The organism is Salinivirga sp. (assembly GCF_035268865.1).
In the GTDB taxonomy this organism is placed as follows: Bacteria; Bacteroidota; Bacteroidia; order Bacteroidales; family Salinivirgaceae; genus Salinivirga.
This window is the reverse complement of the sequence record NZ_DATFKB010000013.1, coordinates 15,714-37,317: the sequence shown is the minus strand read 5'-3', so window position 1 is coordinate 37,317 and position 21,604 is coordinate 15,714. Positions and strand designations below refer to the sequence as shown.

The 21,604-nt window shown below is 38.0% G+C and carries 17 protein-coding genes; 6 read left to right on the top strand and 11 right to left on the bottom strand.

The features are described 5' to 3' along the window. The 3 genes from VJ937_RS00740 to VJ937_RS00730 form a co-directional block, all read left to right on the top strand. Nucleotides 1–1,186 (top strand): MFS transporter (locus tag VJ937_RS00740; protein WP_324065009.1); only part of this gene is annotated, 1,186 nt, incomplete at its 5' end. A 5-nt stretch (nt 1,187–1,191) separates the two neighbouring features. Continuing rightward, complete coding sequence (locus VJ937_RS00735; RefSeq protein ID WP_324065008.1) at nt 1,192–1,476, top strand: GNAT family N-acetyltransferase; 285 nt, start codon at nt 1,192–1,194, stop codon at nt 1,474–1,476. A 76-nt stretch (nt 1,477–1,552) separates the two neighbouring features. After that, a complete protein-coding gene (locus tag VJ937_RS00730) occupies nt 1,553–1,843 on the top strand; it encodes a GNAT family N-acetyltransferase (protein ID WP_324065007.1) in 291 nt (96 codons plus the stop codon). Nucleotides 1,844–1,916: 73 nt separating this feature from the next. Here the strand turns inward: VJ937_RS00730 and VJ937_RS00725 are convergent, their stop codons facing one another. The 8 genes from VJ937_RS00725 to VJ937_RS00690 form a co-directional block, all read right to left on the bottom strand. Beyond that, complete coding sequence (locus tag VJ937_RS00725) at nt 1,917–4,340, bottom strand: S9 family peptidase (protein WP_324065006.1); 2,424 nt, start codon at nt 4,338–4,340, stop codon at nt 1,917–1,919. A gap of 157 nt (nt 4,341–4,497) precedes the next feature. Then, entirely contained in the window at nt 4,498–7,755 is a 3,258-nt protein-coding gene (locus VJ937_RS00720; RefSeq protein WP_324065005.1) for a T9SS type A sorting domain-containing protein, read from the bottom strand. A 237-nt stretch (nt 7,756–7,992) separates the two neighbouring features. Beyond that, nucleotides 7,993–8,436, bottom strand: a complete 444-nt coding sequence (locus VJ937_RS00715) for a C-GCAxxG-C-C family protein (RefSeq protein WP_324065004.1) — start codon at nt 8,434–8,436, stop codon at nt 7,993–7,995. Then, entirely contained in the window at nt 8,411–9,016 is a 606-nt protein-coding gene (locus VJ937_RS00710; protein ID WP_324065003.1) for a TIGR00730 family Rossman fold protein, read from the bottom strand. The genes VJ937_RS00715 and VJ937_RS00710 overlap by 26 nt, the downstream gene beginning before the upstream one ends. Next, nucleotides 9,003–10,178, bottom strand: coding sequence for an MFS transporter (locus VJ937_RS00705; protein ID WP_324065002.1), 1,176 nt, complete (start codon nt 10,176–10,178; stop codon nt 9,003–9,005). The genes VJ937_RS00710 and VJ937_RS00705 overlap by 14 nt, the downstream gene beginning before the upstream one ends. 23 nt (nt 10,179–10,201) lie before the next feature. After that, on the bottom strand, nt 10,202–10,738 hold the full coding sequence (locus VJ937_RS00700) for an RsmD family RNA methyltransferase (protein WP_324065001.1): 537 nt from the start codon (nt 10,736–10,738) through the stop codon (nt 10,202–10,204). Beyond that, on the bottom strand, nt 10,726–11,595 hold the full coding sequence (locus VJ937_RS00695; protein ID WP_324065000.1) for a DUF3822 family protein: 870 nt from the start codon (nt 11,593–11,595) through the stop codon (nt 10,726–10,728). Before VJ937_RS00695 ends, VJ937_RS00700 begins: the two co-directional genes overlap by 13 nt. Nucleotides 11,596–11,600: 5 nt before the next feature. After that, entirely contained in the window at nt 11,601–12,227 is a 627-nt protein-coding gene (locus tag VJ937_RS00690; RefSeq protein WP_057952029.1) for a hypothetical protein, read from the bottom strand. 123 nt (nt 12,228–12,350) lie between these two features. Between VJ937_RS00690 and VJ937_RS00685 the strand changes: the two genes are divergently transcribed. Then, a complete protein-coding gene (locus VJ937_RS00685; protein WP_324064999.1) occupies nt 12,351–13,784 on the top strand; it encodes an ATP-dependent DNA helicase in 1,434 nt (477 codons plus the stop codon). 48 nt (nt 13,785–13,832) lie between these two features. Here the strand turns inward: VJ937_RS00685 and VJ937_RS00680 are convergent, their stop codons facing one another. Next, nucleotides 13,833–15,740 (bottom strand): AMP-dependent synthetase/ligase, encoded by a 1,908-nt coding sequence (locus VJ937_RS00680; RefSeq protein WP_324064998.1) that lies wholly within the window; start codon nt 15,738–15,740, stop codon nt 13,833–13,835. A 177-nt stretch (nt 15,741–15,917) separates the two neighbouring features. Here VJ937_RS00680 and VJ937_RS00675 point away from each other — a divergent pair, with 177 nt between their 5' ends. Further along, complete coding sequence (locus tag VJ937_RS00675; protein ID WP_324064997.1) at nt 15,918–17,759, top strand: PAS domain S-box protein; 1,842 nt, start codon at nt 15,918–15,920, stop codon at nt 17,757–17,759. Nucleotides 17,760–17,766: 7 nt separating this feature from the next. Here the strand turns inward: VJ937_RS00675 and VJ937_RS00670 are convergent, their stop codons facing one another. Further along, the gene (locus tag VJ937_RS00670) at nt 17,767–18,678 is read right to left on the bottom strand and encodes a DUF2279 domain-containing protein (RefSeq protein ID WP_324064996.1); all 912 of its coding nucleotides are present in this window, start codon (nt 18,676–18,678) and stop codon (nt 17,767–17,769) included. A gap of 104 nt (nt 18,679–18,782) precedes the next feature. After that, nucleotides 18,783–21,026 (bottom strand): HAMP domain-containing protein, encoded by a 2,244-nt coding sequence (locus VJ937_RS00665; RefSeq protein WP_324064995.1) that lies wholly within the window; start codon nt 21,024–21,026, stop codon nt 18,783–18,785. Between the two features lie 151 nt (nt 21,027–21,177). Between VJ937_RS00665 and VJ937_RS00660 the strand changes: the two genes are divergently transcribed. After that, nucleotides 21,178–21,576, top strand: coding sequence for a response regulator (locus tag VJ937_RS00660; protein WP_157754548.1), 399 nt, complete (start codon nt 21,178–21,180; stop codon nt 21,574–21,576). Nucleotides 21,577–21,604: the final 28 nt, after the last annotated feature.

Sequence of the window (21,604 nt, the reverse complement as noted above, 5' to 3'; positions counted from 1 at the left end):
CTCTTTCTATTCCATACCCAACACTTTTTTATTAATGGCGGTAATAGGTGGAGCAATTCTCGACCGATTTGGGATCCGTCGCACAGGGTTTATGTTTGTCTTTTTTATGGCATTCGGGGCACTTCTTACGGCTTATGGCGCATCGGATTATTATAGCGCGGGAGGCCCTGGCTATGGATTAATGACCTCTTTTTTGCCCAATTATTCTCCCGAACTGAAAATGATGCTTTTGGGACGATTCTTTTTTGGTCTTGGTGCAGAAACCAGCATTGTTGTAGTTAGTAAGATTCTTGTGAAATGGTTCAAGGGTAAAAACCTTGCGCTTGCTTTTGGGTTAAAAGTTGGGTTCGGTAGGCTTGGAACTTTTGCTGCATTGCAAGTATCACCTGTTGTAGCCGGTGGAGGACCAAATCTTACAACAGCTGTTTGGTTGGCCGCCATTTTAGTGCTTAGTGGTTTGTTGGCTTTTATGGTTTATATGCTGCTTGATGCAAAATTAGACAAACAAGTAGCTCTAACTACACCGAAAGCCGCACCCGAGAAGTTTTCTTTTAAAGATTTGGGTGTTATATTGAGCAACCGTCCATTTATTTATATTGTGCTGTTGTGTGTTACTTTTTATTCCGCGGTATTTCCTTTTGTGTCATATGCGCCAGACTTTTTTGCCGATAAGTTTGGATTTACAGATGTGCAGAGTGGACGTGTAACCTCTTTATTGCCAATAGGAACAGCCTTTTTTACACCCTTGTTTGGGTTTATTATTGATCGTTACGGAAAGAGTGCTACAGCTATGATTTTGGGATCTCTTATTGTACTAGGTGTACATCTTACTTTTGCATACACAATGGTTTCTCCATATATACCTGTAATGTTTTTGGGTATAGCATTTTCACTTGTGCCGGCAGCCATGTGGCCAAGTATGGTTAAGCTTGTGAAAGATAGTCGTATTGGCACTGCCTATGGCATAATGTATTCTGTACAAAATTTGGGTCTGTGGGGAATCCCTTTACTGGCTGGCATCATTTTGGATAAAACTAATCCGGGTAATCCATTAGTAGCTGATTATACAATGACCATTTTAATGTTTGCCGGACTTGGGCTTGTGGGGTTGTTGTTTTCTTTGCTGCTTAAAATTGAAGATAAAAAGAAAGCATATGGTATAGAACTACCATTGAATAAAAAATAAATTATATGTCAAGTTTCCAGCTCTTTCATAATGAAGTTATGCGACGTTATGAGTTTTCAATAGGTAAACATACACCATATGTGCAATATTATATCAAAGGCGATATAATCTACCTGACCTTTGCCAAAGTGCCCCCTGCTCTTGAAGGACAGGGAGTAGGGAAGGAGCTGGTTGATAAGGTTATGGAGCAAGTGGAGCGACTTGGTCTTAAAGTTGTTCCGCAGTGTAGATTTATTGCAGCAGTTATAAAGAGAAATCCACGTTGGAGGGTACTCCTTGCAGAGAATTGATAAAAGGTGCCGATCTAATTGATTTTTATAAAAAATGGATTATATTTAATTCGCTGGTCAATTAAATTTGTTTAAAATGGATGACAATTACAAATTGATTCACAATTCTTCTAAACAACGATTTGAGTTCCATATCGATGGTTATAAACCACACATTGAGTACAGGGAACGGGGAAATAAAATTTACCTTGACCACACCAGAGTTCCTACAGAGCTCGAAGGAAAAGGCATTGCAAGCAATCTTGTAAAACAGGTTTTTCGCATAATTGAACAACGTCACTTAATCCTGGTTCCTATTTGTGATTTTGTGAAAAGCTACCTTGAAAGACACCCTGAATGGAATTATCTAACAAAAGAGCGTAGCTAATAGATTATTATTTGCATAAAAAACCCGGAAGAATGATCCTCCAGGTTTTTGCTTAAGTTCATTAATTATATTCTTAGTCTTTATCTATGTTTTTGACATATTTCATTAGCCATTGATCCTGTTCCCACAACACATGCAGTACTGATTCGCGAGCCCGGTATCCATGGCTTTCTTTGGGCAGCATTACCAATCTTACATTGGCTCCGAGGCCTTTAAGTGCATTAAAGTAGCGCTCACTTTGCATTGGGTAGGTCCCCGAATTATTATCGGCTTCGCCATGTATCAATAATAAATTAGAGTTCATTTCATCTGCATGCATAAATGGCGACATGTTGTAATATATTTCAGGTGCTTCCCAGTAGTTGCGCTCTTCTGCCTGGAATCCAAATGGAGTTAATGTTCGGTTGTAGGCTCCACTTCTGGCTATTCCCGCGGCAAAAAGGTCTGAATGGGAGAGTAGGTTTGCTGTCATAAAGGCTCCATAGCTATGTCCACCAACTGCAACCTTATCAGTGTCCACATACCCCATTGAATCCACTGCGTCAATAGCTGCTTTTGCATTGGCAACCAGTTGCTTAATGAAGGTGTCATTTGGTTCTTCATCTCCCTCGCCAATAATGGGGAACGAGGCATCGTCAAGAATTGCAAATCCGCGCTGAACCCAAAAAATTGGGGATCCATACCATGGATATGTAAATTCGTTTGGCGAGTTGGTTATTTGCCCGGCGCTTGCTGCGTCTTTAAACTCGTATGGGTATGCCCACATTAGCATAGGTAGTTTTTTTCCGCCTTTTTTGTCGTAGTTTGCCGGTAAGTATAAGGTTGCAGAAAGGTCTACACCATCATTACGTTTATATTTGATAAGTTCCTTTTGTACATTTGTAAGGCTTTCAAACGGGTTTTTGAAATATGTAATGACCTCTTTTCTATCATCCTTTCTGATATCGCGGATATAGTAGTTTGGATACTCATTCTTTGATTCAATACGTGTAAGTATTTTGCCTTTTTTTATGTCCAGTGCAAAAATGATACGTTCTAGTTTGTTGTTGGCATTGGCTCTCCAAAGTCGCTCTGTTTCATGCGACTTGATGTGGAATCTATCAATAAACGGCAAAATACCCTCAGGAGAATACCCATCGCCTTCTAAATAAATATAATCGCCATCGACCTGCATAACACGCTCGCCATATTTGTTTTTCTTAGTTACCGGAGAGCCGGGATCATTGTATCTATCCTGATAATTACGATCAATTATAATTACGGGTTCTTTAGTGCGTTCAGCTGGATTAATAAAGTAAGCTTTCATATTGCGTGTATTCCACCAGTAGTCATAAACCAGTGCCAGCTCGTCTGTTCCCCAAAGCATACCTGAATAGCGATTAAAAGTTTTAACAAGTTTTTGGGGCTCATCTTCAAAAGGGGACTTCCATGTGTAAACCTGGTCACGATAATCAACATTTTTTTCCGGATCTCCTTCATCAAGAGCTTCAGCAAATACAAGTGTGGCAGGTTGGTCATTTCTCCAATCAATGCGTCTTTTTCCTTTACGTACAGCCATAAATCCTTTGGGCATCTCTTCTGTTAGCGGTACTTCTTCTATGGTTTTTACATGTTTACCTGCTTTTGTATATACGTTGTATTCTGTCGGGAAACGGTAATATGGTACCAAATAAGAAAAGGGTCTGTGGATGGTCGTAATCAAAATATATTGGCCATCGGGCGAAGCATCGATGTTTCGGTACATTGCAGCCTTCATCCATTTCTTTGTATTTCCTTCCAGATCGACAAGGGTAAGTTTGGCGCGAACCAGTTGTTCAAAATTGGCTTCATCTATTTTATCTTCCAGTAAATCCTGATATGTGCGGTTTTGCGCTTCCTGCCCCTCATTTACCGATACTCTCGGGCCTGATGGTACTGCTTCCTCTTTGTCAATCAATGGTTTCCTTTTGTCAGGCAACTGCTTGACGAGTAGTTCGTTGCTGTTTTTTAGCCATGTGTATGGTTGTCCCATATTGGCATTCAGATTATCAGGAGTTAGTTTTCTGGCTTTGCCTTCATCTACATCAAGAATCCATAATTCAACACCCTTACTTGTGGTGTTGGTAAAGGCCATGAATTTTTCGTCTGGTGACCAGCTGAAATTTGAATAACGAGGATTATCGGGTAACCCTGATACATATTTTTCTTTTTTATCACCAACTTTCATTACAGCTATATTATTGTAGTAACGCTCTCTGCTGCTGATGTTGGTCTTTGGGTTTATACGTAGCCCTGCCAAACGCATCTCTTTTTCGGCCAGTTCAGCTATTGATTTGTATTGGTTTCTATACAATAAAACCATTCGCTCTCCGTGATCATCAATGCGCATAGAGGGGGCCATCTCGATATCGGCTAATTCCAGAATTTCTTTTGGTGGTTTTTGATAATTGATATCAACTTGTGCAAGCATGTTTAAATTAATTAGAAATAATAGTGTTAACGGGATAAGTTTTTTCATAGGATTGATTTTATGGTTAGATAAAAAAGCTCAACTGTATAAATTTATGGAACTTTATTGAAAATGGCAACAAAGCATAATTATTGAACGAATTCGAACGCATACATAAAAAAACCGCCAGCATGAACTGGCGGTTTTTTTTGATTTTTTCGTAATTCTAGTTGAGTATAATTCTTTTGGTCACAATCCTATTATTATGTTGTACGCTTAAGAAATAAATTCCGGGTGCTTGTTTAGACAGATCAATTGTCCCGTCACCATTGAATTGTTCTTCGAAAAGCGTATTTCCTATGGTATTTAATACTTTAACAGTATATGATTTATCTGAATTTAGGTACAGAATACCATTTGTAGGATTTGGATAAACCTTAATACCAATTGCATGGAGGTCATTAATACCAACCTCATGTAAAACTATATTGACATCAACATTACTATCTGCAATTGTTACTGTTCCAACACTGTCGTAATATCCATCGTAAGAAACAGTATAGTCATATTCACCATTGACTAATTCAATAGATGCTATTCCACTGGCATCTGTAGTAATGTCATTTTCTCCGGTGATTGAAACAGTTGCACCTACAATTGGGGCAGTACCATCCGTAACTGTAAAAGTTGCTGTATAGGTTGTTTCCACCATTGAAATATCTATGGTTTCGGCTGCATCTGCAATTGTAAACGAACCAGTGTTGTCGTCGTATCCTGCGAATGTAACAGTATAGTCATAAGTTCCATTTGGTAACTCTATTGTTGCCTGCCCACTGGTATTGGTTGTAAGATCGGTTTCACCGGTAATGGAAATGGTGGCGCCTTCAAGTGGATCAGTACCATCCGTGACGGTAAAAGTCGCTGTATAGGTTGTTTCCACCATTGAAACATCTATGGATTCAGGTCCATCTGCCACAGTGAATGATCCGGAGTTGTCATCATATCCAGCAAGTGTGACGGTGTAGTCATAAGTTCCATTTGTAAGGTCTATAGTTGCGACACCACTGGTATTGGTTGTAAGATCGGTTTCGCCAGTAATGGAAACAGTGGCGCCTTCAAGTGGGTTTGCTCCGTCGGTTACTGTAAATGTAGCTGTGTATGTTGTTTCAATCATTACCACCTCAACTGCTTCGGCAGCATCAGAAATAGAGAATGTACCATTAAAGTCATCATACCCAGCTAAGCTTGCTGTATAATCGTAAGAGCCATTGGGCAAGTCTATTGTTGCTATACCGCTGGCATCTGTAGTGATGTCGCTCTGCCCGGTAATGGAGATCGTTGCACCCTCAAGTGAGGTTGAGCCATCGGTTACGGTGAAGGTGGCTGTGTATGTTGTTTCAATCATTACCACCTCAACTGCTTCGGCAGCATCAGAAATAGAGAATGTACCATTAAAGTCATCATACCCAGCTAAGCTTGCTGTATAATCGTAAGAGCCATTGGGCAGGTCTATTGTTGCTATACCGCTGGCATCTGTAGTGATGTCGCTCTGCCCGGTAATGGAGATAGTTGCACCCTCAAGTGGATCAGTACCATCGGTTACGGTGAATGTCGCTGTGTAGGTTGTTTCATTCAGGACTACGTTTTCAGTAATATTGGCACCTTGCACTGTAACGGAACTGCTGGCCTGATCATATCCGGCCAAATCAACCGTATAATCGTAAGTATCATTGGTAAGATTAATTTCTGTTTCTCCCGAACTATTTGTAGTTAAGGCTTGACCATCAATATTAACCGTTGCATTTTGCAGCGGGTTACTTCCATCAGTTACATTAAATGTGACTGTATATGGAATGTAGTAATGTGTGAATGTGATGTTATTCCATGTCCCAGATAGTTCTGTGATTAAAATAAATTCACCAGTTTCAAGATCATAGTAACCATAGTAATTGCCTTCAGGAGTATCATCAATCGTCAACATTTTGTTACTTTCCCTATCGAATGACAAATCATGAAAATAAGAAATATCATGGCCAATGTAGCCGATGTTTGTGATTTTCCCATTGGTCGTGTTAATTTTTACTAGACTGTCTGCTGTGGATGTAGCGTAGAGATTTCCATTCTCGTCAAAGTCCATACCAGACATTTTATAAGATCCAGAACCTATAAGGGTAGTGTTGAAACTACTTAGGTTTAATGTAGATATGTAAGTGATGTTAGATCCATCTGTGGATGCTATATACATTGTTTCAGTATCCCAATTATAAGCTAATCCCACAGGTATTCCTCCACTTAAGCTGCTTAGATTTGTTATAAAGGCTGCAGATCCATCAGAATAATCTACAATATAAAGATTTCCATTATCATCAACTCTAAAAATTTGATTGTCAGCAAATTCTTCTGCTGTCGGAATTGGGCTGCTTGTAATAGAACCTATTAGAGTTGTTGAGCCATTACTAAGGTTAAAGTCAAAATATTCTTCAGTGAAACCATTTCCAACCAGCGCATTTTCTGCGAAAGGTAAAACAACATTTAGTTCTCTTCGGAGGGTGTCATTATTGCTATTTGCATCGTCGGTCAAAGTTAGGATGGCTTCAAGGGTATATTCACCAGCAAAAGGTGACCAATCCGGAAAGGTTGCTACATATTCTGTTTCTGGTGTTATTGATGCCTGGTTTGTTACGGTTTCAGTATACGAGCTTCCATCTGAGAGTGTTAAGCTCCATGTTGATTCTGTTTCTGTACCATAGTTATAAATGGTCACAGATGGTGTAATTGTATTACCTTCTATTGTGAAATTTGGTTCTATGGATTCCACACCCATTTCATGACTAGTAGTTTCGTAGATTTGTACATTATCTATTGCAAATCCAGTTACTGGTCCGGAGTTTGAATTTAAGTTCGCGGTGTCACTAAAATGAAAAGCAATTTTCACATCAGGCTCATTGGCTACAAAGGCACTAATATCTAATAGTTTTGACTGCCAAGTGGAAAAACTCCCTTCCATGTATTCCATCTCGGTCCATGTAGCCCCTCCATCTATGCTGACTTTTGTGCGCCAATGGCCACCAGATTGATCATCGAAAAAATAATCAAAGTTTAGTTTTGCGTTTGTAGTTCCTGTAAAATCTATTGATGGGGTAGCAATATAAGTGTCTGGGTTATCTTTATCATCAAAGAATCCCAGCACATCATTAATAGATGCGTAAATTGTATGACTAGGTATCGTCCAATTCGTAGAAGAATTATCACTGCTAATAACCCAGCTGGAACCTCCATCCTGAGTGGTCCAACCAGTCGGTAAGCTACCTCCTTCAAAATCTTCATCAATAAAAGTAACTTTAGAAGCGCTGCCTTTAAAACCTGAATTTGAAGTTTTGGTTGATGTTTGTTCCTTATTATCAAAACTTAATTCTGTATCTTGAGCATAGATTGTGGTTGAACTCAAGAAGATTGTCACCAAAAAAAGTATTATTTTCCGCATATCTTTAATTTTTAATCTAATTTACGAATTTTTAGTTTACACTGTTATGAAATTTTGATATAAGACACTTTTCTTTATACTAAAGGCGAATTTGCTTCAATTGACTGTAATTTGATCAAGATTCAATATTAAACCACTTATATAATTTAATTGTTTAAATTTTAGTGTCTAAATATTGATATTGCGTCAATTGTGTATAATGAATGTTATTTGTTTGTTAATGATCTGTAACAATGATTAGTCGCTAATCAGGTGTTCTAATGCTTCAACTGAGCTTTTTACCATTGAATTACACTTTTTATGTATATTCTCTTTTCTTACCTTGCTATGTTTGAGAATATCAGGGCAGTTTAAAGTCCTCTCTGTAGTTTTAATCATTTGAATGAATTGATTGCTTTTATGCCTGATTGCGTGGTGCTTTTCTGTCAGGTTTGTGTGCTTTTTTCCTTCGATAAGTCCTATAAGCATAAGTGCTCCGCTTAATGCTCCACAAATAGATCTGGCTTCACCCATCCCTCCATTAAAAGGTGCTGCAATGTTTATTGCACTTTCCTTATTGAGGGGAATCATGTCATCAAATGCCAACAGTATCGACTGAGCGCAGCCATATCCATGGTTAAAATGTTGTTCAGCTACATGTATTCTGTTCCCCTGGTTATTTATTATATTTTTTTTGCACATTTTCAACATATTTGGGTGTTTCAGGCGCAACATATTTTTCTAATGCATTTATTATATCATTTGCATTTTCCGAATCCAGGAATGTATGCCGGTGGCTTTCATCAACAAATCCATTTTGAATCATATTATCTCTGTGAATTAACAAATGATCATAAAAGCCTTCGAAGTTACCAATAACAATTGGTTTTTTGTGCAAAGACAATTGCGATGCTGTAATAACCTCAAATAGTTCTTCCAGCGTACCATAGCCGCCGGGTAGTGCTACAAAAGCATCTGCAATGCTGGCCATTTTCTGCTTTCTTTCCTGCATGTTTTTTACAATAATTGTTTCTGTTAGGCCGGGTTGCACCAGGTGTTTTTCAGCTAAAAAGTCAGGTATTATTCCAATGGCATTATTTCCTTCTTTCAGGTAGCTCTCAGCCAGTACTTTCATGAGTCCAACATTTGCTCCTCCATAAACCAATTCAAAATTATTTTTGGCCAACATGCTTCCAAGCTTTTGAGTTTGGTCTTTGAAGAAGGGATTTGTGCCTTCATGCGAACCACAGAAAACACATATTTTTAGATTATTTTTTGTCATACGTAGTTCTTTTTTCATTGGGTAAATAAAATGTAAATGGTATTGCAATTGTAGCTAATATAGTTGCATATAAATAAGTATTATTGATTCCGGTAAAATCTGAAAGTGTACCTATGAAAAGTGCAGCTACAGATCCTCCTGCAAAGTTAATGGTCATGTTTAAACTATTAAGAAAAGCGTGGTTTGTTTTACTTACATTAAGTACCAATGCCATAAACACCGGTCCCGAGGCAAATACTACAAACCCGGTTAATACCAGGAATAACGTTTGAATCCAACCTACTGTTGAAATGAATCCAAACATAAATATCGGGGCAAGTATGGTGGTGATGATTATGATTTTTTTTCTACCAATAAAATCAGAGAGTGTGCCTGAAAACAGGGTGCCAATTGCCCCTGCAGCCTGTAATATCGTAAGTCCAATACCTGCCAGAAGCAATGTTCGGCCATTTTCTGTTAAATAAACGGTTAAAAATGTGGTCAGCGATGTTTTAATCATCGCCCTGAACATGATTATGAAAAATAAAACAGTAAATAACCCGGAATATGTTTTAAATGTATTTTTAAGGTTACTCAGAGTGGGGGCTTTTTTTATTTTATCAGAAACCATAATGGATTTAAGCTGATAATGTAAAAATATTGAGGCTCCTATACCTATAAACATTAATAGCCAGGTTCCCTCAAATGTGAATAAAGCTATTGCGCCTAGAATAATTAAGGGACCGGTTGTGCGAGCAAGCTCACCTGCAACCATGTACATGCTTGTTGCAAAACCAATTCTGTGCGTTGTAATTTGTTTGAGCATAACAGGTGCTGGTACATGGTAAAGTGCAGATCCGGCTCCCATTATCACGAGTAAAAGAGCCAGAATCCAAATATTTGGGGCAATTCCAAGTAAACTCATTGTAATAGCAGTTATAGCGGGACTCCATATTACAAAGTACCTGAGTGCAACACGTTCAGCCAAAATTCCGATAAATGGCATTAGAAAACTGGGTGACCGCTGTAAAACCTGTAATATTCCAATGCTGGTATATGAGAGGCCGAGTTTCTCTATGAGTAGGGGGAGTGTGGGCGCAAAAAATGCTGAGTAAACATCATGTATATAATGTGAAAAAGCTATAGTGAATATTCGTTTCCTTTTCCGTTGTAATAAGCCCATGGGCCCTTTTTTAGAAAAATTAATTATTTGTTTTCAAAAAATGAAAAACAGACTTTGCCGTAGTTTCGTTGTTCAATGAAATATGCAGAATCATTATAGCTTTCATTATCACTATGCTCCAGAATAAATATTCCATTTTTCAATATGTCTGCTTCCATTACATCGCTGATTAGCTTTTGTTTGTTGGGGAAGTCAAAAGGAGGGTCTGCGAAAATGATATCAAAATTATTCTTAGGAAGCTTTTGAATTGCATTGAAGGCATTGGTCCGAAAAGTCTTAATTTGTTCAAAGCCGTTTGCTTTGGCATTTTTATTTATGAATCTGAAATGTGACGGGGCTATCTCGATACAGTAGACCTCTTTTGCACCCCGCGATGCAAATTCAAACGATATAGCACCGGTTCCACCAAAAAGGTCGGCTATTTTTATTTTATCAAAGTCGAATCTGTTACTTAATATGTTAAACAACCCTTCTCTGGCCTGATCTGTAGTTGGTCGTGCCTTTAGGTTGGGGGGTAGTTTAATTTGTTTTCCTTTATGTGTTCCGCTTATGATCCGCATCTGTATATTCCTGTTAAAAGTTTGTATTTATACATGGGGAGCTGGTCGAAATGATAAGTGTATTGTTCTTTGTATAATTGGTTATCCAAATACACATTCTTGATGTGTTTCTTAATTTCGTTGGGTATAATCTCTTTAACCAAATCATTACCCTGAAGAAACAGGCTTGAATGGGCCGGACTTACTTCCAGTTTTTCCATAGCCGCTAAAGTGTAATATAGTATATCTGCATACTGGTTGTAGGGGAAATTGTTATAAAATTTTATTTCATTTTCTTTGAAATAAGCAAGCTCAAAAAAATGATCGTGAACGGCCATGAAAAAAGCACGCTCATTGTTGTTGTGCTTTAGGGTTTGCAACCCGTTGTATAAAAATGCAGCTTGATGGGGAATAATATTGAGTTTTGATGATTTATCATCAAGTAAATTTACAAGTTTGGTCGGAATACGCGAAGCTATAATTATGTTTGAACCCGGTATTTTACAGTATGCAGCATCTGAAAATTCATCTGCTTTATAGTTGATATCTAAAAGTTTATTAATGTTGTTTTTGTTGAATAACATTTCAGGCACCATTGCCCATGGCCTGCTTACAAAAGAAAGGTTGATATGATTGTGGTAACCTGCCAAGATATCTTCATATTTAAAAAGGTCAGCAACAATATCGATTAACCGTTTTATAGGTATCTCCGTGCCGAAATCATAATGTCGCAGGGCAAGATGGGTACTTTCGTCAGGGTTAGTAGCAATATAAGAAAATCCATTCAGGCTGAGCTGAATGGATTTTATATATTTTGACGTATTATTAAAGTCGAATCTTTCGTCGATTTTCTCGATCGTCGAAACGGTATAATTCATTGGCGCTACTCCCAGTTACCAGCATTGTTATTTGCCTCAGAGAGTGAACCTACTTTGAGGCCTTTATAATCTTTACCATCGTTATAGGCTGCAATAAGGCGCTTGTTCATTCCATGCAGTATTACCTCACTTGGAGCTTTTGCTTCAAATACTTTTACAGGTAATCCAGATGCAGTTACTTCTCCTGTAGCCAACTCAAACTTTTTGTCTTCAGTGTAAGGGATAATTGGCAGTTTATCGACATTATAGTTTTTACCAAACAATGAATCCTTAACACTGATTTTGATGGTGTCACGACTGATTATACCTTGCTTAAGTGCAAGTTTTTCAGCTTTTGAACGACTTTTAAGCGAATCGATATACTCTTCAGGTATATTTCCAATCGCTTTTACCAGCGGAAGTGAATCATGTTTTACAAAATCTACTAATGTGTCAAAACCAGCAGTATATCTGTTGTAAACGTCTTTGTAAGCTACCTGAGCTTTTCTAATATCTTTCAGGTTTTCGATAACCGCTTCATAACGTTTTGTCCGCTCTTTCTCGAAGCGGATCGGCTTCATGATGCTGTCATATAGTAAGTAAGCCAGCACTATGGCTGCGATAGCTAATGCAAATTGCAGGACCTTTCTCATTGGACTAAAATTTGTTTATTGATTTTACTTTAATCTTGTCTGCAAATTTATAAATTATTTTAAATTCACCATTTTTGCAGCTCATTTATTTCTTTTATTCGGCAATATACAAACTTATCCATAATGATTGAACGTCAACTTTCTTCCCTTATAATCAAAGAACTAGGTTTTGAGCCAACCAATGATCAGCTACAGGCTTCCGGTGTAACCTCTACATTTTTAGTTGATTATGATAAGAATGACCTCCGGGAACGTGTGTTGATGATAAGGGGGTATGCCGGAACAGGTAAAACTTCTCTGATTGGCGCATTGGTGCGCGTTTTGGATAAATATAAGAAGCGTTCGGTATTGCTTGCACCTACTGGTCGTGCTGCCAAGGTTTTTTCTTTTTATGCTAAAAAACAGGCCTCGACTATTCATAAAAAAATTTACAGGCAACAATCAGGTAAAGAATTTAATTCACCTTTTTCGGTAGATCGCAATTTGCATAAGCATACCATTTTTATTGTCGATGAGGCCAGTATGATAGGAGACCAAACTAATCCGGAAAATATGTTTGGGTCTGGTAATCTTTTGGCTGATTTGCTCCGATATGTTTATTCTGGTGAGGCTTGTCAACTTATTCTTGTAGGAGATGTAGCACAGCTTCCACCAGTTGGATTAACACTTAGCCCGGCCTTGCGCGAAACCGTAATTAGTGAATTTGGTAAAGATGTACGTGTTTGTACTCTGCGTGAAGTGATCAGGCAAACCAGGGAGTCCGGAATTTTACTTAATTCGACTCGAATAAGAACACAATTGGCCGAGCGAAAATATGAAGTGCCCCGTTTTAAGGTTGAGGGATTGCCTGATATTGATCGGCTTTCGGGAAATGATTTTGTCGAGGTTTTGCAAGACGCTTATCAAAAGAAAGGGTTACATAATGTAGCTGTTGTAACCCGGTCAAATAAACAGGCAAATATGTACAATCAGGGAATACGAAATCAGGTTTTATGGTATGAAAGTGAGCTTACACCTGATGACAGGCTTATGGTAGTAAAAAATAATTACTATTGGGCCCGCGATTTTGATAATACTGATTTTATTGCCAATGGCGATTTTATCAAAATCATAGCAATAAAAAAGTATGAGGAAAAGTATGGTTTTCGTTTTGCCGATGTAACCATTATGCCCGAAGATTATACAGATACTGAAATTGACGTCAAAATCATACTGGATGCATTGATTAGTGAAGCCCCTAATTTAAACGGACAGCAAAATAAAGATCTGTTTTACTCAATAGAAGGTGAATATTCGCAAATTAAATCAAAAAAGAAAAGATTCGAAGCTATACGTGAAGATCCTTATTATAATGCATTACAGGTGAAATATGCCTATGCTTTTACTTGCCATAAATCGCAGGGAGGCCAGTGGGATACTGTTTTTGTCGATCCCGGTTATTTTACAGAAGATATGTTGGGTGTAGATTATTTGAGGTGGTTATATACCGCTTTTACCAGGGCTCAGAATAAACTATACCTCGTCAATTTTAAAAATGAATTTTTCGATGAGGCATAAAAAAAGCGCTAACATCTTGCTAGCGCTTTGTATATTTAAATCTATTCATTAATTCTGGCTGATTTTTTCCAGTGCCTTCATATTAATTTCATTTGTGATATCTTTCCCGTTTTTATTGTAAAGGTAATCAATCCGTTCGCGATAAAACTCGGTTACTTTACCTCGTACAATTTTCATTGTGCTGTTCATCATCTTATTTTGCTCATTGAAACCTTCTTCAAGTACGGCTATGGCAGATGGAAGCCATCTTTCAGGGAACTCACCTTCGAAACGTCCACCTTTTCTAAAGTGGTTAATTTCAGACTGGATTAGTTGCAGGGCTTGTTTTTTCCCTTCTTCATGGTTTATTGAAAGGTTGTCATTGCGTAATGCGCTTTTAATGGCTTCGTAATTCGGATAGATCAGTCCAATTGTATATGGATCCTGATTGTTGTGAAGCACAACCTGGTCAATGTAGGTTGTTTTTTCAGTTAGAGCTTCCTCTATTGCTTCGGGACTGTATTTTTCACCATCATTACTAATTAGCAAACTTTTGAATCTGCCCAGTACATACAGGAAATTATCTTTATCGATATATCCCATGTCTCCGGTGTGCAGCCAGCCATTTCTTATAGTATCCGTGGTTGCATTATCGTTTTTCCAGTAACCATACATCACATTTTCACCTTTTACTACTATTTCGCCCTTTTCACCTTGCGGTACTTCCCTGCCTTCATCGTCGCAAATTTTTAGCTCAAGGTTATTGACTAAAAAACCACTACTACCCAATTTGTGCTTATGAAGTGCATTCGAGCTGATAATTGGGGTTGCTTCGGACAAACCGTATCCCTGCATCATGGGGATTCCAATGGCGTAGAAGTATCGCTGTAACTCAATGTCAAGAAGGGCCCCGCCTCCAATAAAGAATTTCAGCTGACCGCCAAAAAACGCCCGTACCTTTTCGAATAAAATTTTATCGAAAAGGTTCACAAGCGGCTTGCGCCATGCCGATCCATTTGCTCCTTTATTGAAACCTTCTTTGTTGTAGCTATAGGCATTTTTTAAAGCAAACTGATATAAGTTCCACATGGTTTTGCCTTTTGCTTTTATACCTGCATCAATATTCTTTTTGAAATTTTTAGCAAGAGCCGGAACGCTCAGCAGAAGATCAGGTTTTATCTCTTTAATATTGACCGGGATGTTCTTCAGGGTTTGCAACGGGTTCTTGCCAGACTCAACCATTGCTAGTGATGCCCCTTTCCCCATGAAGCTGTAAATGCCCGCTACATGCGCAAAGCAGTGGTCAAGCGGTAAAATTAACAGGGTTTTATAGCTCTCGGGTATATCCATTAAACTATAAGCCTGGTCAACATTTGCTGTATAATTTCTGTGAGTCAGGATAATACCCTTAGGATCAGAAGTTGTTCCCGAGGTGTAAGTAATGTTTGCCCAATGATCTCCTTTTATCTCTTTTTTTCTTTTTTGTAGCTCATTACTGTGCGCTTCTTTGAATTTTTTGCCTGATTTTATAAGTTCATCAAGCGAAATGGCTTCGGGTGTATTGAGATTTTTTTCATCCAGATAAATGATTTTTTCAATATGCGAAAAATCTTTTTTGATTTTATCTATTTTGACCGATTGTTGATTTGAAACAACCAAAAAGCGAGATGCTGAATGATTGATTCTGAATAGTACTTCATTGGCTTCCAGTTTTATGGAAAGGGGAATATTAACAGCTCCGGTATAAAGAATACCCAATTCGCTTACTATCCAATGGTTTCGGCCTTCACTTAGGAGAGCAATATGGTCATTGGGTTTAACTCCAATGGATAAAAGCCCGTTGGCCAAAACTTCTACCTGAGCTAATGTTTGTTTGTACGATGTAGGCTCGTATTTTCCTTGCCGTTTTTCCCACATAAATGGGTTGTCAGCATATTTTTCTACACTATTTTCAAACAAATCAATAATCGTCTGCATAGTATTTATTTTTGGATGCTAAAATAGAAAAAATTAGGAGAAATAATGGATTGGTTCGGTTTTGTTAGTTTATACCTTGCAATTCATAAGATTTAATTATTATGAATTGTTTACATGGTTTGAGTTATATTTTGGTTAAATTTCGTCTTATTTTAACGGATTATAGAGGAAAAAGTTTTGGATAATGAATTAAAGCAACTGCGAAGGCAGTTAGAGTCGCTTAAGCACGATGCTATAAAGTACCAGCTCTTAAAGGAGACTGCAGGTTTTGCTATGCTGACTATGAAAAAATATGTTTTTATTGACTGCAACCGCATGGCAGAGCAAATATTTGGCCGGGCAAGGGAAGAAATTTTAGGGAAAGAACCTTTTATTTTGTCACCTAAATACCAACCCGATGGTTCACCTTCGGATGAGAAAGCAATCGGATTAATAAATAGTACTTTAGATGGAGAGGCCGTGCGTTTTGAGTGGCAACATATCAGAGGCGATGGTACACGATTTTATGCCGATGTCAGCCTCAATAAAATTGCTGTAAATAATGAAGAGTATATTCAGGTGATTTTGCGGGATATATCCGACGAAAAGATTAGCAAAGAGCGACTCGAAAACCAGAATCGTATTATACGGCATTTAAACCTCAAATATCAAAGGCAAAATGAGGATTATGAAAAGTTACTCGATGAAATCAAACAGCACCAGGATCAGACCAATGCCATTCTCTCAACCATAACCGATGGAGTGGTTGTTTTTTCTTTGGAGAAGTTTCTTTATATCAATAAGCAGATGCTCTATATGGTCGGTTATATGGAGGAGGAGCTTTCACCACAATTATTATTTACACAGCTGGGGCTTGAGTTGGATTCGATACCTCTACCTGAAAGTCACGGGGACCCATATGAAAGTTGGCCTGCAGGCATTAATAAGGACAAATATTTTAGGCTTAAGGTGGTGCCTATGAGGGAAAAAGGTGTTTATATGGCTCACCTTACAGATTATACTGAAATTAGAAAGGTAAACAGAACCATTGAGGAGAGTGAATTTAAATTCCGATCGATTTTTCATAGTAGTACAGATGGTATTGTTTTGGCATCCAGTGAGTTCGTTATTTATGAGGTTAACAATACATTCATAAAAAACTACGGATATAAAGCACATGAATTAACAGGCGTAAGTATCGATACATTGATTATAGGGAGCAAAGATGAAAAATTTTCTCATTGGCTTGAAGCTGCATCTGGAGAGGAAATAAAACTTACAGAGTTCCAGGTTTTTTCTTCTGATGGGTCACTAAGCCCTGTAGAAGTTGGAAGCAGGAAAATTAAACTTGGTTTTAGTGATACTTATTTGATTATTATACGCGATATTTCGTACCGGAAAAAATTCGAGCAACAGTTATTTAATTCCATTATTAAGGCAGAGGAGACTGAGCGAAAGCGGATCGCTGCGAACTTGCATGATGAGCTAGGTCCCGTGCTTTCTTCTATGAAACTATATCTTAATACGCTCAAAGCCAAAAGCGAAGGGCATTTTGATTATTTGGCCGGACAATTTGAAGATCTTGTTTCAGATGCTGTTGGCACTGTGCGGTCATTATCAGAGGATTTGAGTCCAATTTCTTTATTTAAAGGTGGGCTTGAAAAGGCCATTCAAAAAAGACTCGATGCGCTGAGAGACTTTTACCGGATTGAACTCTCTTCAACACTCAATGAAAAAAGATTTGAGGAGCAAATTGAGATCAATACTTTTAGGGTAATTAATGAGTTGTTGAATAATACACTCAAACATGCAAATGCATCATCAATTAATTTAAAACTAATACACTCCAAGAGCGATATAAACATCCATTATGAAGATGATGGCGTGGGCTTTGAACCAAATCTTTCGGAACACGAATTATCGGGCAGGGGCGTTAGTAACATCCTCGGCCGACTAAAGTCTATGAATGCTACTTACGAAATTGAATCTGGTCCAGGCGAAGGAGTAAGTTACAATATTGTTATTCCTATTGGAAAATAGGCATAATTTATTGCCATCCGTATAATTTTATGCCGCCTTTTTGAAAGCTTAATGCAGGCAAGGGGATTTTAACTGTATTGAGTATGCGAAATAGAATTTTAAGGTACTTTTTATTGGTAGGGATGCTTTGCCAATCGATGTCTGGCGATAATAAAAATTGCCTGTAACGGGTAATGTTTTGGAATGGTTCAGTGTTTTCTTTGCCTCCAACCATGCCACCTGCACTGTAACCAACGGCAAATGCTACCCAGGGAGGTATTTTTTCGAGTCCGGTGACTTTGTTGATACTGAAGCTTAACCAATAAGATTGTGCATTGTAATCTTTAATAAGCCTGAGGGCCATGTTTTCGCCAAGTATTTCGGGCCTTTTTGAGGCATAGGGTGAAGCGCGGTACCCATATTTCATTCTTATAATTTGAGATTCCCATAATAATTCCTGAACTCCAAAAAGTACTACCCCGGCAGAGTTGGCAATTATATCGCCCGAAGAGGCGCCCCATTCGGCAGAGTAACCATCGAAAAGCTCAATGCTCGACATGGCTGCGAAGGCCATACCTGAACTTAATAGCAAAGCTTTTTTTCTGCTGAGCCCTGTTTTTCTGAGCAAATATGCATTTTGACAGGCTATTTGATATCCTGCATAAGCATGTCCTACCTTGTCGACCTGCAGCCATTCATCGTTGTCATTAAACCAGTGAAATGATGATCGTGGATAATCTTTGTACCAGGCTTCATTCAGGGCGAGCATGCTCCCGGTATAGATTGCTCCTTCAACGGCCAGTAATTGCCAGGTTTTAATACTTGATTGAGTTTTGACGGAATCTTTGTCAATTTGGGCGCGTAGATCAAAATCGGCAATGATGATGATTACAGGAATCAGTAAAACAGACCAGTATTTTTCTTTTGAACACCTGAGCATGTAAGAAATTTGATCAAAGCTACAAACTTTTAAAAAAGAGTGGTAATGAAAGCACACATTTTGGTAGAATTCCGGCTTATGTGGAATACAAATCTTATTGCAGATTAATTATAGGATTGCATATTTGTTGGGTTAAAAGCATGATCCTCCGGATTTTTATAATCTGATAATTCCTGACTACAGGCTTTGTGCAGTAAAACAACTACTTTTTGTAAGGCGTCATCAGATTTTACAGCAGCACATGTCATGTAAACAGGATGATTTTTACCGTGAAGGTGCAATACTGCATATGTTTCACTTTGCAAACTGTTCAGCGTTGATTTGAGCATATTATTGACTTTGTTTTTGTCGTTCTCCTCGGGTACAAAGCTGGTTAGCATTTGATCCTTCAAATAAGCTTCGGTTGTTTGGAGCATGGTTTGCGCCAGCTCGTTAGTTTTAGTTATGTTGCCCTGTAAATCTGTTTCAATGGTAGGGCAACTTTTATAATAGGCTGCGAGTTCTTGCCGGAGTGATTCCTCTCTTCGGTTGGCCTCTTCTTGTGTCGCCTGCATTTCTTCCATGTTCTGACGTAATTCTTCTTCTTGTGAAGCAATTTCATCAGCTTGCTCCTGGGCTTGATGCAATAGCTTTTGTGTTCTCTCATTAGTTTTAAACGCAGAGATGGTAGTGCCCAGATTATTGCAAACCCGAGCTATAAAATCCTGTATGTATTCCGGTATTTCATTAAATGTGGCCAATTCTATAGCTCCTAGTGCGTCATCATCTTTTATGATGGGTGCAATAAATAGGTTTCGTGGAGTTGCAAAACCAAGGCCGGAAGTTATTTTGATATAATCCTCTGGTATTTTGGTCATCAGAATAGACTGTTTTTCAAATACTGCTCTTCCAACAATAGATTTACCAATTTCTTCTTTTTCACCTGCAATCTTATCGCGCCCATAGGCTACAGCAGCTATCTTTTCAAGGTATGAGGTTTTTTTATCTTCATTACGTAAAATGAAAAAGGCCCCCTGGTTAGCATCGATATATGATATTAGTTCACTTAGCACCCTGTAAGCCATTTGCTTCATATCGGTTTCATGACTGCGCATAATATCACTAAATCTGGCCACCCCTTCATTGATCCAGTTCCTGCGACGGGCTTCTTCTTCATTACGCGCCCGCTCTTCTGCAAGGGTTAAGAGTTGTGCACGCATTTCGACCAATGAGCCACCAAGGTCTCCCTTATTGCCAAATACATTTATATCTTCTTTTAAATTTCCCTTGCCTACCTGCAATGCAAACTGCCGGGTGTTTCGCAGGTTTTCTAGCAGTGAGTTTATCGAGTGTATCATATCCCCAATTTCGTCATCTTTTTTTACCACAAGGTTCTTGGGTAGATCGCCATTGCCCAGTCTCAGTATGAAATTTCTGAGTCTTTTTATACTATTTAAAATACGACGTGTTACTCCTAGTAAAATAGAAATAATAAGTACTGTAAGTAAGATGCTTACAATAAACAAAGTTTTAATGGCCTGATTGACTTCTTTACGTGCTTCCTGGCTTATGGTTTTCTGAATAGATGAAATGCTCTTTTCAATATTCCCACTAGTAGTGTTTAATGCATGAATAAGCCCCTTTTTTTCAGTAAGGCCAATTTTTATATCAAGCTCAATAACTTTTTGGAAAAGGCTATAGTAATCATTCAATAATTGAGTGAATTGTTCTTTCCTACTTATGTTAGCCTGATTTATTTGTGTTTTGAATTTTTCAAGGTTTGCTTTGAATTTATCCTTGTATTTTAGATCCTTGCGTAATAGGTAATCCTTTTCATTTCTACGTAGCATCAACATTGAGATTTTAAATTCCGGATGCCCGGGGTATTGATTCGTAAGGTCTTCTACAGCATGTATCTTATTTCGCATTTGACCAATAAGTCCATAATCTTTAAAGCCCTTGCTAAGAATAATTTCAACCAGCGATTCGAACTTTTTATGATATGAGCTGAATTTATCTTCTGTATTTGAGAGCTCAATGTGTAATTTGTTAGATTTTATTATGTGCTCTTTCTTTAGGGCACCTATAGTATGTTGTACATCTTCAATTAAGTAAGCAAATTTATCCTGGTAGCTACTATGCTGGTTTTTGTAAAAAGATGCTTTTTTTGTTTCCAGGTTGATGAAATCTTTTTCCAGTTTGCGTAACTGTAACTCGCCATAATTAATATCTTTAATAAGTGCCATTGAGTCGAAGTTCGATAAGGCATTATGGATATAATAATTAGCAATTAGACCAATGGCAAAAAGTATTATGAAGATGCCAATCGCAGTGGCATATAATCTGGTTTTTATGGTTATCCTACGCATAAATATTTCTTTTTTACAAAAAAAGCTGTTGGCTCTGTCCTGGAGATTATAGAATCGTTAATTATATGTTAATTATATTTAAGCCTTTTTTTTGAATATTTTTTTTGTTCTGTAAGCCAAAGGCCTTAACTTTAGGTAAAATTTTAAAAAGATGGAACAACTACCCTGGCAAGATATCGACTGGAAAGGTCGGAAGATTTTATTGGCTGAAGATGAAGAAGTTAATTTAATATTCTTTGAGGAGCTATTAGAAGATACCGGTGTGGAGCTGGTCATAACAGCTGATGGTCAGGCAACAGTTGATGCAGCAGCCGAACACGAAGATATTGATCTGATATTAATGGACGTGAAGATGCCTGTCATGAGTGGGCTGGATGCCACCAGGAAAATAAAGGCATCGAAGCCCGAATTGCCTATAATTGCGCAGACTGCATATGCAATGGAAGATGAGAAGCAGCATTGCCTTGACGCCGGTTGCGACGATTATATTGCCAAACCAATAGATCCTAACGATCTGTTTACATTATTGAAAAAATACATGAATAAATAAGACAACTTTTATCGAGTTGCATAGTTTT

Excerpts from the sequence above, each read along its gene's own strand:
- VJ937_RS00735 (WP_324065008.1), top strand. The coding sequence starts at position 1,192 with ATGTCAAGTTTCCAGCTCTTTCATAATGAAGTTATGCGACGTTATGAG.
- VJ937_RS00730 (WP_324065007.1), top strand. The coding sequence starts at position 1,553 with ATGGATGACAATTACAAATTGATTCACAATTCTTCTAAACAACGATTT.
- VJ937_RS00725 (WP_324065006.1), bottom strand. The coding sequence starts at position 4,340 with ATGAAAAAACTTATCCCGTTAACACTATTATTTCTAATTAATTTAAAC.
- VJ937_RS00720 (WP_324065005.1), bottom strand. The coding sequence starts at position 7,755 with ATGCGGAAAATAATACTTTTTTTGGTGACAATCTTCTTGAGTTCAACC.
- VJ937_RS00715 (WP_324065004.1), bottom strand. The coding sequence starts at position 8,436 with ATGTGCAAAAAAAATATAATAAATAACCAGGGGAACAGAATACATGTA.
- VJ937_RS00710 (WP_324065003.1), bottom strand. The coding sequence starts at position 9,016 with ATGACAAAAAATAATCTAAAAATATGTGTTTTCTGTGGTTCGCATGAA.
- VJ937_RS00705 (WP_324065002.1), bottom strand. The coding sequence starts at position 10,178 with ATGGGCTTATTACAACGGAAAAGGAAACGAATATTCACTATAGCTTTT.
- VJ937_RS00700 (WP_324065001.1), bottom strand. The coding sequence starts at position 10,738 with ATGCGGATCATAAGCGGAACACATAAAGGAAAACAAATTAAACTACCC.
- VJ937_RS00695 (WP_324065000.1), bottom strand. The coding sequence starts at position 11,595 with ATGAATTATACCGTTTCGACGATCGAGAAAATCGACGAAAGATTCGAC.
- VJ937_RS00690 (WP_057952029.1), bottom strand. The coding sequence starts at position 12,227 with ATGAGAAAGGTCCTGCAATTTGCATTAGCTATCGCAGCCATAGTGCTG.
- VJ937_RS00685 (WP_324064999.1), top strand. The coding sequence starts at position 12,351 with ATGATTGAACGTCAACTTTCTTCCCTTATAATCAAAGAACTAGGTTTT.
- VJ937_RS00680 (WP_324064998.1), bottom strand. The coding sequence starts at position 15,740 with ATGCAGACGATTATTGATTTGTTTGAAAATAGTGTAGAAAAATATGCT.
- VJ937_RS00670 (WP_324064996.1), bottom strand. The coding sequence starts at position 18,678 with ATGCTCAGGTGTTCAAAAGAAAAATACTGGTCTGTTTTACTGATTCCT.
- VJ937_RS00665 (WP_324064995.1), bottom strand. The coding sequence starts at position 21,026 with ATGCGTAGGATAACCATAAAAACCAGATTATATGCCACTGCGATTGGC.
- VJ937_RS00660 (WP_157754548.1), top strand. The coding sequence starts at position 21,178 with ATGGAACAACTACCCTGGCAAGATATCGACTGGAAAGGTCGGAAGATT.